This window comes from Streptosporangium sp. NPDC006013 (assembly GCF_040614275.1).
Lineage (GTDB): Bacteria > Actinomycetota > Actinomycetes > Streptosporangiales > Streptosporangiaceae > Streptosporangium.
Map to the genome: position 1 here is coordinate 1 of NZ_JBEXUE010000045.1, position 15,214 is coordinate 15,214.

13 protein-coding genes are annotated in these 15,214 nt (G+C 67.2%); 7 read left to right on the forward strand and 6 right to left on the reverse strand.

The genetic code is table 11. The features are described 5' to 3' along the window. Positions 1–49: 49 nt before the first annotated feature. Positions 50–559, forward strand: a complete 510-nt coding sequence (locus tag ABZ260_RS09975) for a hypothetical protein (protein WP_355615203.1) — start codon at positions 50–52, stop codon at positions 557–559. A gap of 546 nt (positions 560–1,105) precedes the next feature. Beyond that, positions 1,106–2,317 carry a TetR family transcriptional regulator gene (locus tag ABZ260_RS09980; RefSeq protein ID WP_355615206.1) on the forward strand — a complete coding sequence of 404 codons (1,212 nt, stop codon included), beginning with the start codon at positions 1,106–1,108 and terminating at the stop codon, positions 2,315–2,317. A gap of 287 nt (positions 2,318–2,604) precedes the next feature. Here the strand turns inward: ABZ260_RS09980 and ABZ260_RS09985 are convergent, their stop codons facing one another. From ABZ260_RS09985 to ABZ260_RS10010, 6 genes are read right to left on the reverse strand one after another with little or no spacing between them, the layout of a single operon-like run. Continuing rightward, entirely contained in the window at positions 2,605–3,117 is a 513-nt protein-coding gene (locus ABZ260_RS09985; protein WP_355615209.1) for a nuclear transport factor 2 family protein, read from the reverse strand. A 6-nt stretch (positions 3,118–3,123) separates the two neighbouring features. Continuing rightward, complete coding sequence (locus tag ABZ260_RS09990; protein WP_355615212.1) at positions 3,124–3,915, reverse strand: enoyl-CoA hydratase-related protein; 792 nt, start codon at positions 3,913–3,915, stop codon at positions 3,124–3,126. Between the two features lie 11 nt (positions 3,916–3,926). Continuing rightward, on the reverse strand, positions 3,927–5,081 hold the full coding sequence (locus tag ABZ260_RS09995) for an acyl-CoA dehydrogenase family protein (RefSeq protein WP_355615215.1): 1,155 nt from the start codon (positions 5,079–5,081) through the stop codon (positions 3,927–3,929). Beyond that, positions 5,074–5,937, reverse strand: coding sequence for an NAD(P)-dependent oxidoreductase (locus ABZ260_RS10000; protein WP_355615218.1), 864 nt, complete (start codon positions 5,935–5,937; stop codon positions 5,074–5,076). Before ABZ260_RS10000 ends, ABZ260_RS09995 begins: the two co-directional genes overlap by 8 nt. Then, entirely contained in the window at positions 5,934–8,105 is a 2,172-nt protein-coding gene (locus ABZ260_RS10005; protein ID WP_355615221.1) for a 3-hydroxyacyl-CoA dehydrogenase NAD-binding domain-containing protein, read from the reverse strand. Before ABZ260_RS10005 ends, ABZ260_RS10000 begins: the two co-directional genes overlap by 4 nt. Positions 8,106–8,136: 31 nt before the next feature. Continuing rightward, positions 8,137–9,366, reverse strand: a complete 1,230-nt coding sequence (locus ABZ260_RS10010) for an acetyl-CoA C-acetyltransferase (RefSeq protein ID WP_355615224.1) — start codon at positions 9,364–9,366, stop codon at positions 8,137–8,139. Between the two features lie 136 nt (positions 9,367–9,502). On the opposite strand from ABZ260_RS10010, the gene ABZ260_RS10015 reads away from it, so the two are divergent. The 5 genes from ABZ260_RS10015 (at position 9,503) to ABZ260_RS10035 (ending at position 15,199) form a co-directional block, all read left to right on the forward strand. After that, positions 9,503–10,711 carry a TetR family transcriptional regulator gene (locus ABZ260_RS10015; RefSeq protein WP_355615227.1) on the forward strand — a complete coding sequence of 403 codons (1,209 nt, stop codon included), beginning with the start codon at positions 9,503–9,505 and terminating at the stop codon, positions 10,709–10,711. A gap of 17 nt (positions 10,712–10,728) precedes the next feature. Beyond that, positions 10,729–11,778: an LLM class F420-dependent oxidoreductase gene (locus tag ABZ260_RS10020; protein ID WP_355615230.1), complete on the forward strand. Its 1,050-nt coding sequence runs from the start codon at positions 10,729–10,731 to the stop codon at positions 11,776–11,778. A gap of 59 nt (positions 11,779–11,837) precedes the next feature. After that, a complete protein-coding gene (locus tag ABZ260_RS10025; RefSeq protein WP_355615233.1) occupies positions 11,838–12,635 on the forward strand; it encodes an enoyl-CoA hydratase/isomerase family protein in 798 nt (265 codons plus the stop codon). 155 nt (positions 12,636–12,790) lie between these two features. Next, positions 12,791–14,404: an AMP-binding protein gene (locus ABZ260_RS10030; RefSeq protein WP_355615236.1), complete on the forward strand. Its 1,614-nt coding sequence runs from the start codon at positions 12,791–12,793 to the stop codon at positions 14,402–14,404. Between the two features lie 33 nt (positions 14,405–14,437). Then, positions 14,438–15,199, forward strand: a complete 762-nt coding sequence (locus tag ABZ260_RS10035) for an enoyl-CoA hydratase/isomerase family protein (protein ID WP_355565029.1) — start codon at positions 14,438–14,440, stop codon at positions 15,197–15,199. The last annotated feature ends 15 nt before the right edge of the window (positions 15,200–15,214 follow it).

Below are 15,214 nucleotides of genomic sequence, written 5' to 3' on the forward strand. Positions count from 1 at the left end.
ATCGGGCGCCAGTTCCGAATGTGGGTCATACCAAGTGCCGACATCGAGCGTGGCAGGCCCAACCGGGCCGCAGGTTAAGAATCACAGTTCCGATGCTCGTCATGCCCCGAAGGGTGCCAGGCTCATCGACCGCTCACGCATCGGCATGGCCGGGCACTCACTGGGCGGCGCGAGCACGTCGTGGACGATGCTGCAGGACCCGCGCGTGCGCGCCGGGATCAACATGGACGGCGCCTTCTTCGTGCCCATCCCCGACAAGGGCCTGGCACGGCCGTTCATGCTGATGGGTGCGGGCGAGGTGCACGAGCCGGGCGGCAAGGACTTCACCTGGGGCCGCGACTGGGCGCGCATGACGGGCTGGAAGCGCTGGCTCACGGTGGAGGGCGGCGACCACGCCTCCTTCACGGACTACCCGCTGCTGACCAAGCGGTCGGCGAGGGAACTGGAGATCACCCGGGCCTACGTGGCCGCCTTCATGGATCGGCACCTGCGCGAGCGCGACCAGCGGCTCCTGGACGGCCCCTCCGGAACCTACCCCGAGGTCAAGTTCTGGAAGTAGGGCCCCATACGCCCCGGGGCGTTCGTGAGACGGCCCGAAGGGACGGTGACGAGGTCCCGTCCGATCGTCTTGATCGGGCGGGACCCCCTCGTGGTCTCGGTGGCGGTCCCGGGGCTCAGTACCCGGGAACCCGCTCTCCGGCAGCCGGGCCGCCCTATGCCGTACGAGCACCTCAAACGCTATCTAGTGAATATTCAATAGGTAAGGTGTGGGGTCGGCTCGCCGACCGGCCAGGGCCAAGGACACCGGTCCGTGCGTCGCCCTCGGAGATCAGGACGCCATCATGTTGTCCGCCGCCGGCGTGCCCTGCGAGATGGAGGGTCACATCGTAGGACAGTCCGCCCGGAACAACACCCCATACGGCGCGTGCGGCCTTCGCGTCGTACCGGAGATGCTCACCACCGGGCCGGAAAGGACCCCATCCCCAGGCCGGTCCTACACCCCTCACCGAGTTGACACGGTTAGTTTACATTCACTAAAAAGCCTTCGGTAGGATCGAGGCAGTGGACAGCACGACCGACCACGACCGACCTCGAAGGGAAGCTCATGGCCCGAACCGGAACCCGAACCGGCATCAGGCAGGCACGCACGCGCCTGAGCACTGATGAGCGTCGGCGCCAGTTGGCAGAGTCCGCTGGGCAGCAGTTTCACCGCCTCGGGTTCCATCAGGTCTCGATGGCGGAGGTTGCGACGTCGATCGGACTCACCGCACCGGCCATCTACCGGCACTACCGGAGCAAGCAGGAGCTGCTCGCGGCGGCGATAGGCAGCGCCCTCGACGTCGTCGACGCCGCTTCCGCCGACGCCGCTTCAGCGCCGCTGCACGAGCTGCTACCGCCGTTGGCCGCCGTTGCCGTCAAGCGGCGTGAGCTGTGGACCCTGCTCCAGCGCGAGTTGCGCCACCTCGAACCGGCGCAGCGGGCGCCGATCGAGGAGCGCTTCTCGGCGTTCATCGCCCGCTTCAGCTCCGCGGTGCAGCGGCTGCGCCCGGACGCCGACGCTCGAGATGTCCAACTGCTCGTCACCGCGGCCTTCGCCGTCCTTTCGAGCCCTGCGGTCTACGCGCGCAGACTCCCCGCGGACGAACAGCAGCGCTGGCTCGCCGCCGCCGCGGAGGCGGTGTGCCGTGTGCGGTTGCCCTCAGCCGGTGGCGACCGTCACGCGCGCCAGGATACTCCGCCCGAACGAGCGGTCGCGGTGGAACCCACCGCGCCGTCCCGAAGCGAGGAACTGCTCAGGACGTCCGTACGGTTGTTCCACGAGCGGGGTTACGCGGCGGTCAGCCTCGATGACATCGGCGCCGAAGTCGGGATCGCCGGGCCGAGCATCTACTATCACTTCGCCACGAAGGCCGACCTTCTCGTCGCGGCGGTCACCAGGGCGACGGAGTGGTTGGCCGTGCACTGGGGTAGCGGCGTCGAGCCGCCGAGCCTTGACGATCTCGTAGGCGTGTACGTCGATCTCGGAGTGCGCGAACGGCTGCTCCTCGGTGTCTACGTGCTGGACGCGGTCAACCTGCCTGCCGAAGCGGGTCGGCGGATCAGGGCAGGTCTGCAGGCCGACGTCCAGGCGTGGTGCCAGGCGCTCGGCCGCGAACGCCCGGAGCTGAGCGAGGCGGAGCAGATGGTCCTCGTGCAGGCCGCGCGCGGCATCGTTCACGATGTCGTGCGGATCGGCCGGCTTCATGCCCGCCCAGGCCTGACCGAGGAGCTGCGGGTTCTCGTCCACGCCGCCCTGACAGCCGACGGACATGGGTAAGCCGGGTCGCGAGCGGAGCAGGAGGGACCTCCGAAGGGGCCGGCGCCACACCCTGTGGCCGATCACGCCGGCTCGCTTCCACGTTGTCAGCCGGCGAACCGCTCGCGCATCTTCGTCATCGCCCGATGCTGACGGTCAACGCCCAGCCCAGCAGGGGACGCGCGCTCCGGTTTTGGGCGTCGGGGACGGGGTAGGGCAGGGTGTCGGGGTTGGGCTCGGCGAGTAAACAGGTTCGCCGGACAGCGCCAGCCCCTGGCACTGTCCGGGTGAACCGCGTGATTCTGATCTCAGCCTGAGCCTGTGGAATGTGACGTTTGGTTCCTGTCGAGCAGTGAGAGAAGGTACGCGCCGCCGATCTTCCCGTCGCGAGGTGGCAGGGCCCCAAGTTGACGCATCATCTCCGTGATCTCGTACTGTGCCAGGTAGCGAGACAGCAGCCCATCGGTGAACTCGAGAAAGATGTCGCAACCGTAGGTGTCGAATCGGCGGGTGGGGTCGAGTTGAGGCGGCCCGCTACCCTCCTGGCGGAACAGTACGAGCGCCCGGCCGTCCTCCGGTGCGGTGAACAGCTGCACCTCTTCGAAGCGGACGTCCGGCATCACCTTCCAGATTCGTTCGACGTACTCCCGGAGCGCTTCCCGGCCATGAATGACGTCGGTCCAGAAGACGGTGTCCTCCCAGAGGATCTCCGAGTGCAGCAAGGCCAGGACCCGCTCGGTGTCGTGTGAGTTCCAGGCAGCGAGCCAGTCGGTGGCGAACCGGCGCAGGAACGCGGTGCCGACGGCGGCGTTGTTGTCCATGGTGTCTCAACTCCTCGATGTGGTGGTGAAATCTGGGTGCCGCTTCTGGAGGAAGGCGGCGATGCCCTCCGAACCGTTCGGTGTCTCGATCAGGGAGGCGATGGACTCGGCTTCGTGCTGGAGATGCTCCTTCAACGGGGTGGCGCCGGCGTCGCGTACGAGCTGAGCGGACCGTGCCAGCGCGTCGCGGGGCCCCTCTGCGAGCGAACGTGCCAGCCGCAGCGCTTCCTCGTACACAGTGCCGGGCTCGACGACGCGGCTGACCAATCCCAGCCTTTCCGCCTCGATACCGTCCAGCCGCCGGTTGGTCAGGATCAGGTCGTTGGCGCGGGCCGGGCCGAGCACCCTCGTCAGGATCCAGGACACCCCGCAGTCGGGAGAGAGCCCGGCTGCGGTGTACGCGACCACGAAGCGGGCGGTGCGCTCAGCCAGCACGAGGTCGGCGGCGAGGGCGAAGCCGATCCCGCCGCCGGCACAGGCGCCGTGGACGGCGCTGATCACTGGCACGGGAAGCGCGCGAAGCCCGAGCACGGCCTCGTGCGCAGTGTCGGCGAGTTCCGCGAGGAACACGCCGGGTGCCGCGGCGGTGGCGAAAACCTGAAGATCGCCGCCGACGCAGAACTGCTCGCCGTGTCCGAACAGGACCACCGCGCCCACTGTGGGCATCGAGCCGACCTCGGTCACCGCGTTCCGGAGTCCCCGCGCCATCGGCAAATCGATGGCGTTGCCGTTGGCGGGCCGGGAAAGGCCGATCAGCGCAACGTCTTCGCGCACCTCGAGCGTAACTGGTGTGCTCATCCCGACACCGCTCAAAGACCGAGGTCCCGGCCGATGATCTCTTTCATGATCTCGGTCGTGCCGCCGTAGATGGTCTGGATGCGGGCGTCGGCGAAGGCGCGGCTGACCGGGTATTCGTGCATGTAGCCGTAACCACCGTGCAGTTGCAGGCAGCGGTCGGCCACCCGGACCTGCAGTTCGGTGCACCACCATTTCGCCTTGGCGGCCTGGACGGGAGTCAGCTGCCCGTCTGCGTGCAGGGCCACGCAGTGGTCCACGAAGACCCGGGCGATATCGACTTCGGTGTGCAGTTCGGCCAGCAGGAACCTGTTGTACTGGAAGGTCCCGATCGGCTGGCCGAAGACGCGGCGTTCGGTGACGTACTCCATCGTGCGGGCCAGTAAACCTTCCGCGGCGGAGACCCCGGTGACCGCCAGGGAGAGGCGTTCCTGCGGCAGGTTGCGCATGAGCTGGAAGAAGCCCTGCCCTTCCTCGCCGAGCCGATTGGCGACGGGTACGCGCACGTCGGTGAAGTGCAGCTCGCTGGTGTCCTGGCCGTGCAGGCCCAGCTTCTTCAAGTTCCGTCCTCGCTCGAAACCCCTCATGCCCCGCTCGACGACGAACAAGGTCAGGCCGCGATGCTTCTCCTCGGAGGTGCGGGCGGCCACCACGACGAGGTCGGCGTTCTGCCCGTTGGAGATGAAGGTCTTCGAGCCATTCAGGACGTAGTGATCGCCGTCGCGGACCGCGCGGGTCGCGATGCCGGACAGGTCGCTGCCGGTGCCCGGTTCGGTCATCGCGATCGCGCCGATCAGCTCGCCCGAGGTCATGCCGGGCAACCAACGCGCCTTCTGCTCGTCGTTGGTCAACTCGAGGATGTACGGCCCGACCACGTCGTTCTGCAGGGCGAGCCCGAGGCCCGCCGAGGCGTAGCCGGACCGGCCGAACTCCTCGTCCACAATCGCGTTGAACCGCCAGTCGTCGATCCCGGGTCCGCCGTGGGCCTCCGGTGTCGCGAACAGCAGCAGACCGGCCTCCCCTGCTTTAAGGAACAGTGACCGGTCGACGATCCCGCGCTGCTCCCACTCCTCGTCGTACAGGGCGACCTCGGTCTTGATGAAGGACTGCACGGCCTCCCGGAACAGCTCGTGGTCCTCCTGGTACACGCTGCGGGTGGCGTCAGGCATGCTCGCCTCCGGGCAGGAACAGATCGATCTTGAGATCGGCTTCGTCGGCGTCGCCGTAGCGATAGACGCTGAAGTCGGTGATTCCCTCGCTGCGCAGCAGGTCGTCGTCGATGAAGCACTGGCCGGTGTGGTCGGTGGCCTTGCGGGAGAGGATCGCGTGTGCGGCATCGGCCATGATCTCGGGGCGGCGGGACACGGCCATCGCCGTGTCGCCGCCGACGATGTTCTGCACCGCCGCGGTGGCGATCGTTGTGCGCGGCCACAGGCAGTTCGCGGCCAGCGGCCGCGGGTGGTTTTGCCCGGCCAGTCCGAGCGTCAGCATGGTCATGGCGTACTTGCTGATCGTGTAGGGCGCGTGCCGGTGCAGCCACACCGGGTCCGGGTTCAGCGGCGGCGACAGAGTGAGCACGTGCGGGTTGTCGGATTTGTAGAGGTGCGGCAGCGCGGCACTGATCAGGGTGAAGGTGCCGCGGGCGTTGATGTCGAGCATCAGGTCGTAGCGCTTGGGCGGCAGCTTGCCGATCGGGGCCAAGGCGATCGCCGAGGCGTTGTTCACCACGATGTCGATGCCGCCGAAGGTCGCCACAGCCCGATCGACTGCTTCGGCGACGTCCTCCTCGCGGCGGACGTCACCGACTACAGCGAGACCGTTGCCGCCGGCGGCTTCGATGGCGGCGACGGCGGTGTGTACCGTGCCCGGCAGTCGCGGGTCGGGCTTATCGGTTTTGGCCAGCAGTACGACGTTCGCCCCGTCGCGGGCGGCCCGGGTCGCGATGGCGAGACCGATACCGCGGCTGCCGCCGGACATCAGGATCGTGCGGCCTGCCAGCGACCGCGTCTGGTCATGGGTGCTCATCGGTAGTCCTCCCCGTTTTCGGCCTTGCGGACGAGTGATTCCGGTGGAGTGAACCGGTCTCCGTAGCGTTGCGCCAGTTCCCGTGCCCTGGCAACGAACCCGGGCAGGCCACCGTCGTACTGGTTGATGTACTGCAGGACTCCGCCGGTCCAGGTGGGAAAGCCGATGCCGAGGATCGACCCGATGTTGGCGTCCGCGACCGACCTGAGGACTTCCTCGTCCAGGCAGCGGATCGCGTCGAGCGCTTCGGCGAACAGCATGCGCTCCTGCATCTCGATCAGCGGCACCGCCGTGTTCGTTCCGCCGAAGGCGTCCTTCAGGCCGGGCCACAGACCCGCCTTGCGTCCATCGACGTAGTCGTAGAACCCGGCCCCGGCCGCACGTCCCCGGCGTCCGGACTTGTCGATCATTTGGTCGATCACCGCCGTGGCAGGGTGCGCCGGTCTGTCGATCCCGGCCGTGCGGTAGCCGGCGACGGTCTCCTCGCGGATCTTGCGGAGCAGGGTCAGCGTCAACTCGTCCACGAGGGCCAGAGCTCCGACTGGATATCCCGCCTGGATCGCCGCTTGCTCGATCGATGCTGCGGGCACTCCCTCGCCGAGCAGCGCGACTGCTTCGTTGACGAACTCCAGGATGACGCGGCTGGTGAAGAAGCCCCGGCTGTCGTTGACCACGATGGGGGTCTTGCCGATCTGCCGCGCGATGTCGATCGCCTTCGCCAAGGTGGCGTCGCTGGTCTTCTCGCCGACCACGATCTCCAGCAGCGTCATCTTGTCCACAGGGGAGAAAAAGTGCAGCCCGATGAAGTCCTCGGGCCTGGACACCCCTTCCGCGAGGCCGGTGATGGGCAAGGTCGAGGTGTTGGAGGCGAGCACGGCATCCGGGGTGAGGTGGACGGCCGTTTCGGCGATGACCTTCTTCTTCAGCTCGGGGTCTTCGAAGACCGCCTCGATGAGCAGATCGGCGTCTGCGGCGTCGGCCGGGTCGGCGGTCGGGTGAATCCGGGCAAGGACCTCCTCACGCTGCGCGGGCGTGGTGGTTCCCCGCTGGACCGCCTTGTCCAGGATCTTCGCACTGTAGCCCTTGCCACGCTCGGCCGCCTTCAGAGACACGTCCTTGAGGACGACTTCGAGGCCGGCCTTGGCGCTGACGTAGGCGATCCCGGCGCCCATCATGCCGCCACCGAGAACGACCAGCTTCCGGGCCTGATGCGGCGGGTAGCCCTCTGGGCGGCTGGCGCCCCGGTTGATCGCCTGCATGTCGAAGAACATCGACTTGATGATGTTCGCCGAGATCTGGCCGCAGATCAGGTCCGCGCAATACCGCGATTCGATGGTCAGGGCGTTGTCGAAATCCACCTGGGCGCCTTCGACCGCGGCTGCAAGCAGGTTGTGCGCGGCGGGAGCCGGCGATCCGTGGGTCTGTCTACGCAGCACCGCAGGCAGGGACGGCAGGACGGCAGCCAGCGCCGGGCTGGCCGGAGTGCCGCCGGGAATCAGGTGTCCAGGTCGGTCCCAAGGCTGTACCGGCTCTGGATTGGCCACGATCCACTCCCGGGCGGCCGTCGCGAGCTGTCCGGGATCGGCGACCAGTTCGTCGACCAGCCCTTTGTCCAGAGCGGCCCGCGGACGGAACTTCGTCCCGGTCAGCAGGATCTCCTGCAGGGCGGCCTGCAGACCGAACATACGGACCGTGCGGGTGGTCCCGCCGCCGCCGGGCAGCAGGCCCAGCGTCACCTCGGGAAGACCGACGGCCACATGGGGCTGATCGAGCGCGATCCGGTGGTGGCAAGCCAGGGCGATCTCGTAGCCGCCGCCCAGCGCGGCGCCGTTGATCGTCGCGACGACCGGCCTGCCGAGGGTCTCCAGGCGCCGTAGGGCGGCCTTGACTCCGTCGAGCATGGTGGTGACGTCCGCGCGTTGGTCCGCCGTGGCGCGCATCATCATTCCGAGGTCGCCACCGGCGAAGAACGTCTTCTTCGCCGAGGCGACGATCACGCCGGTGATGGAGTCACGCTCCGCGTGCAGGTGATCGACGAGAATCGGGAGCTCCCTGCGGAACCGGTCGTTCATGGTGTTGGCCGAGGCGTCCGGGTCGTCCATCGTCACGGTGACAATGCCGTCGGTGTCCCGTTCCCAGCGGAACATCGGGTGGTCGTAGTTCGTCATCGGTGGCTCCAAGAAATCGGTGTATACGGCGTCACAGACGTTCGATGAGAGTGGCGACACCCATGCCGGCGCCGATGCACAAGGTGACGAGCGCACGGCGGGCCTGCCGGCGCTCGAGTTCGTCGAGCATGGTGCCGACGAGCATGGCCCCGGTCGCGCCCAACGGGTGGCCCATCGCGATGGCGCCGCCGTTGACGTTGATCTTCTCCAGCGGAATGCCGAGATCCTTGGCGTACTTCAGGGGGACCGCCGCGAATGCCTCGTTGATCTCGAACAGATCGATGTCGTCCACCGTGAGGCCGGTGTGGTCGAGCAGCTTGCGGGTGGCCGGGATGGGGCCGGTCAGCATGATCGTCGAGTCGGCTCCGGAGGTGGCGGTGGCGACGACTCGGCCGCGGGGCGTCAGGCCGTGCTGTTCGCCGATGCGCTCGTCGCCGATCAGCACGAGTGCCGCGCCGTCGACGATGCCCGAAGAGTTGCCGGCGTGGTGCACGTGCTCGATCCGCTCAATCCAGTGGTAGCGCTGGAGCGCCACCGCGTCGAAACCGGCCTGCTCACCAAGCTTGGCGAACGACGGTTTGAGCGTGGCCAGCGACTCGGCCGTCGTGCCCGGCCGCATGTGTTCGTCGTGGTCCAGTACGGCGACATCGTTGCGGTCGCGCACCGGCACGATGGATTTCGCGAAATACCCGCCGGACCACGCGGCAGCGGCGAGCCGCTGTGAGCGCTCCGCGTAGGAGTCGACAGTCTCCCGGGTGAAGCCCTCGATCGTGGCGATCAGGTCAGCGCTCACTCCCTGCGGAATGAAGGACGTCGCGAAGTTCGTCTCCGGGTCGTTCATCCAGGCGCCGCCGTCGGAGCCAAGCGGTATCCGCGACATCGATTCCACCCCGCCCGCTATCACGAGCCGGTCCCATCCTGACCGAACCTTCTGCGCGGCCGTGTTCACCGCTTCCAAACCGGACCCGCAGAACCGGTTGAGCTGCAGCCCCGACACGGTGTCGGGCAGACCTGCGGCGAGAGCGGCCGTACGGGGCAGGACCGAACCCTGGTCGCCGACCGGCGAGACGATGCCCAATACGAGGTCGTCGATCGCGGCGGGGTCGAGATCGGGGTGTCGGGCGCGTAGCTCATCGATCAGATCGACCACAAGGGTGACGGGCTTGATGGTGTGCAAGGACCCGGAGCTCTTCCCCCGGCCACGCGGAGTGCGGATGGCGTCGTAGATGAACGCTTCCGGTACCGACGGTGAGTGGGACATCGCGGTGCTTCCTTCCCGGACTGATGGGATCGGCTATTGACTCAGACGGTAGCTTAGTTAATATTCACTAGGCAAGCACGGTGCTCGATCGTGCTGATACGCGACAGCACACGGCACGGCAATGAGGGGCTGAGTTGTGGCACGAACGACGACACGGAATGGTCGCGCCGGCGCCGCACGTCTCGGGGCCGAGCAGCGCAGACGGCAGCTGGCGCAGACGGCGGCACGGCGCTTCTATCGGTACGGCTACCAAGCGGTCGCGCTGGCCGACGTGGCGGCCGAGGTCGGCGTCACCGCACCGGCCGTCTACCGGCACTTCCGGAACAAGAACGCTCTGCTCGCCGGCGCCATCGACAGCGCGCTCGACGTGGTGGACGCCGCGTTCACCACGGACACGGACTCGCTGGACGACCTCCTGTTCGAGCTTGCGGGCGCCGCCCTCGACAGGCGCGACCTGTGGGTCCTGCTACAGCGGGAGATGCGGCACCTCGGCGGTGAGGAACGTGCGAGGATCGAGGCCCGGTTCGGCGAGTTCGTCTCCCGCTTCTCCGCACGCCTGCGGCATGGCCGCTCTGATGCCGATCGTGGCCAGCTGAGGCTGCTCATCACCGCGGTGCTGGCGACCATGGCAAGTGCTTCGGTCAGCGGTATGCGCCTCCCCCGCGCTGAGCACCAACGCGTCCTCGCCACAGCCGCAGCCGCAGCGGCCCGCACCGAGCTGCCGGCGCCGGACCCACGCACAGCGCCGTCGGCCGGGACCCGCCGGCCCCATGTCCCACTGTCCCGCGCCGAGGAGCTGCTGGAAACCGCGATCACACTGTTCCATGAGCGTGGCTACGCGGGGGTCAGCCTGGACGATATCGGAGCGGCGATCGGGCTGTCCGGTCCGAGCATCTACCACCACTTCGCGACGAAGTCCGAGATTCTCGTGACGGCCTTCACCCAGGCGGCACACCGGCTCGCGACTCAGCGGAAAGACGGTCGCGAAGACAGCTCCCTCGACGACCTGGTGCGCGGCTACATCCACGTCGGTGTCCAGCAGCGACATCTCTTCGGCGTCTACGTGACCGAAGCGATCAACCTGCCGCAGGAGGCCGGTCGCCGGATCAGCGCCGAGCTGGCCGTGAACGTCGAGGAATGGGCGGCCGCGCTGCGGCTGCGGCGACCCGAGTTGAGCGCGACCGAGAGCCACGTGCTCGTGTACGCGGCCCGCGGCATCGTCAACGACGTCGTCCGTGTCGGCCACCTGCACGCCCGACCGCACGTCGAGGCCGAGTTCGAGACCCTCCTGCACGCCGTCCTCAATGCGGACGTCACTCATGACACAACAGCCACGAGCCAATGACAACGAAAGGACAGGCAATGCGCATCGGACTGCAGCTCGGATACGGCCGTGACTTCCGGCAGGCGGCGGCACGGGTGGCCGAGTTGGAGAAGGCCGGCTTGGACCTGGTGAGCATCGCCGAGGCGTATTCGTTCGACGCGGTCTCCCAACTCGGCTACCTCGCGGCCCGCACCGACCGGCTGGAGATCACGTCCGGGATCCTGCAGCTCTACTCGCGCACGCCCACGCTCACCGCCATGACCGCCGCCGGCTTGGACCACGTGTCCGACGGGCGGTTCACGCTGGGTATCGGCGCTTCGGGCCCGCAGGTCGTCGAGGGCTTCCATGGTGTTCGCTACGACGCCCCGCTCGGCCGGACCCGCGAGATCGTTGAGATCTGCCGCCAGGTCTGGCGCCGGGAAAAAGTCGATCATTCCGGCCGCTACTACCAGATACCGTTGCGCGGCGACGCGAGCACGGGTCTCGGCAAACCACTCAAGATCATCAACCATCCCGTACGGGAGCGGATCCCGATCAGCATCGCCGCGATCGGCCCCAAGAACGTCGCCTTGGCGGCCGAGATAGCCGAAGGCTGGGAACCGATCTTCTTCCATCCCGAGAAGGCCCGCGAGGTGTGGGGACCCAGCCTCGCATCGGGCCGCGCGAAGCGCTCTCCCGAACTGGGTGAGCTGGACATCACTGTCGGAATCCCAGTGGCCTTCTGTGAGAACAGGACAGCCGCGGAGGTGTTCCTCGATGCCGTCCGGCCGCAGCTCGCGCTGTATATCGGCGGGATGGGAGCGCGGGGCAAGAACTTCTACCACGATCTCGCCTGCCGGTACGGGTACGAGGAAGCCGCCGACCTGATCCAGGGGCACTACCTGGACGGACGAAGGAACGACGCGGCGGCGGCCGTTCCCGACGACCTGGTCCGCGCGGTTTCACTGATCGGCTCGCGCGCCGACATAGAGGAACGCCTGGCAGCCCTGCGCGCGGCGGGCATCACCACCGTAAAGGCCGATCTGCTTTCTCCGGACCATGCCGATCAGCTTGCGGCTGTGGAGCGACTGTCGGAGATCACCGGCTGAGACCAGACTTCACCCGCTGAATTCCCATCCTCCCAAGAGCCAGAAAGGATCATCACTCGATGGCCGAGTACAAATACCTGATCACCTCCGTCGAAGACGGCGTCGGCGTCATTCAGCTCGACCACCCGGAGAAGCGCAACGCCCTCGGTTGGGACCTGCACCACGAGATCATCGCCGCCCTGGAGGACTGGGCCGAGGACGACCGTGTGGCCGCCGTCCTGTTCGTGGGCAACGAGGACTACTTCTGTGCGGGCTGGGCACTCGACGTGCTCGATCAGATCACCGGCGAGGACCTCACCCGCTTCGTCGACCTGGCGTGCAAACTCATGGTGACGATCTACGACTATCGCAAGCCCACGGTCGCAGCCGTCGCCGGCATGGCACCCGGTTACGGCATGGACCTGGCGAACATGTGCGACATCACGGTCGCCTCCGAAAACGCCGCATTTGGGTCCACGCAGGTCAAATACGCCATGAACGGCTTCTACCACGGCATGCTGCGCAAGGCAGGCGCGCAACGGGCACGCCGGATGCTGTTCACCGGCGACCCGATCAACGCGCGGGAAGCCCACCGGGTCGGCCTCGTCGATGAGGTCGTACCGGTCGGCACCGTACGGGAAAACGGCCTTCGCCTCGCCCGGCACATCGCCGAGGCCGGCACCGAACTGACGACCGTGCTCAAGGAGGTCGCGTTGCGGGCCGGAAACATGGACCACATCGGCGCCACCGCCTACGAACTGCGCGTTACCGCCGACCTGGTCCAGCGCGGGCTGTTCGCCAGGCGGCTCGGCGAAGGCCTCGACGCGCTGCGATCCGAACGGAGCAAGGCGACCGAGCGCCTGCGGCCCCGATCGTGACCTGACCCATCGTCCTCATCGGTCTAGAACAACAGCCATCCTCGATCCCACCATCCATTGTTTAGTGAATATTAACTAGATAAACTTCGACGCAGGTTCTCCCGGCCACACGGTGGCCGCGCTGGAACCAGGCACATCCCGAAGGGAGCACATCGATGACGACGGCGTCGAACTTGGCTACGGAATATCGGCATGCGGGGTACCGGGCGATCGATCTGTGGAGCGATGACCGGATCGGTGATCTGCTGCCCTCCCAGGCCAAGCGGTACCCGGACAAGGAGCTGTTCTGCTTCGAGGAGCGGCGCATCACATACCGGGAGTTCGACGGCTGGACCAAGACAGTGGCCGCCGACCTGGTCCGTCGAGGTGTCCGCCGACACGACCGCGTCCTCGTGCAGCTGCCCAACTGCCTCGAGGCGCTGGTCCTCCAGGTCGCGGCGTTCCGCATCGGCGCGGTCGACGTGCCCGTCGTGCCGATCTACCGCGAGCACGAGATGCGCCGTATCCTGGCCGACTGCCGACCGGCGGCGATCGCCGCGGCTGCCGAGCTCGGCAGCCGGCGGCCAGTCGAAGAGTTCGACAACCTGCTCGCCGAACTGGGGTTGGCTCCCGCGGTGCGCTACGTCGTGGGTGGGCACCGGGACGGTTGGGAGCAGGTTCCGGCCGAAGAGGCCGAGGACGATGTCGAGCTGCCCGAGCCGCTGTCGGCGGAGGAGCCGGCGCTGCTGCTCTACACCTCAGGGACGACCTCCGCGCCCAAGGGTGCACTCCTGTCCAGCCAGGCGCTGCTCGCACACATGCGTAACTTCCAGGAGGCCCTCGGCGCCGGCGAGCAGACGGTGACCCTGGCCGCGACCCCGCTGTCCCACCTCGGCGGCTTCGTGGCCGGAGTGGTGTTTCCGGCCTTCCTCGGCGGAAGGTCGGTGATCACGCGCGGCTGGCAACCTGACGAGGCGCTCTCGCTCATCGAGCGGGAGCATGTGTCCCTGATGATGGGCGCCACCGTGTTCGTCTCCGATTTGGTGGACCGCTACGAGCGTGGCCTATCGCCCAGCCATCGCCTGCCGACCTACGCCTGCGCTGGTGCCGCCATCCCTGCCCCCCTCGTCGACCGTGCCGCTGAGGTGGGCGTCACCGTGGTGCGCGCTTATGGCATGACAGAAACGGCCGGAGTCTGCGCCATCGCCTCGTCCGGTGACCCGCTGGCCCGGCGCCGGGAATGGGACGGTCGGCTGCTGCGAGGTATGGAAATCCAGGCTGTGGACGAACAACGACGGCTACTCCCGCCGGGAACCGTGGGCGAGCTGCGGATCAGAGGGCCACAGCTGCTGTCCAGGTACACCGACCCCCAGCTGACCAAAGCGCAGATCGACGAGGACGGCTGGTTCTATCCGGGCGACGTGGGCCGGGTGGACGCCCAGGGCTGGGTGCAGATGACCGGCCGTAGCAAGGACATCATCAACCGCGGCGGCGAGAAGTTCTCGACCATGGACATCGAGCTCGCCATCGCGTCACATCCCGATGTCGAGGCGGTGGCGGTCACCGCCATCCCGGACGAGCGGCTGGGGGAAGGGGTCGGGGCCTGGCTCGTCCTCAAACCCGGGGCCAAGTGGCGCGGAACGGAACCACTGATCGCGCACCTCGAGGCGGAGAAGCTGGCCAAGCAGAAGATTCCCACGCACTGGCATGTGGTCGCCGAGATTCCGCGGAGCGCGGCCGGAAAGATCCAGAAGCACCGGCTGGCCAACCTCGACGACATCGTGTCGTAGAGACGAATTTCAACGAGAAGAGCGAATTTCAGCATGACTGAGTTTCAGAACATCAAATCCACCGTCAAGGGCGGCGTCGGGACGATCACCTTCGACCGGCTCGACCGCCGCAACGCCCTGAGCGTGGAACTGATGACAGACCTGAGCGACCAGCTGGACGCGTGGGCTTACGACGACGAGGTCGCCGCGGTGGTGCTGACCGGCGGTGAAAACATCTTCTGCGCGGGCCTGGACCTGGACCTGCAGTCGGGATTCACCGAGGAAACCCGCGCGATCTACTCCGAAGCATGCCTTCGGGCGTACGGCACACTGTTGGACTACCGGAAACCGACCATCGCCGCCGTCGGCGGTCCCGCGCTCGGCGGCGGATGCGATATCGCGGTCTTCTCCGACATCCGGATCGGCAGCGAAAACGCGATCTTCGGATACCCGCAGGTCAAGTTCGGGCTAACACCCTATTTCTCCCCTCTCTGGCGGATCGTCGGTCTGAGCCAGGCGAAGTTGCTGACGTTCTCCGGCGAACGGATAGACGCGAAGGAGGCCCTGAGGATCGGCCTCATCGACCGACTGGCACCCGAGGGCGAGGTAGTCGCTCACGCGAGCGCCCTCGCCGCCTCCATCGCGCAGACCACCGTCAAATCGGCGGTGAACAACAAGGAGATGGCACGGACGTCCCCAGCCCTCGACCCCAACAGCGCGCTCACCTACGAAACCCTTGCCTATCGAGAGGTGATCTGGCACCCCGACGTCGTGGCCCGCATCAACGACGCCTACCGCAAGATCAAGAAGAAGTAGCGATCCCGCCAGTGA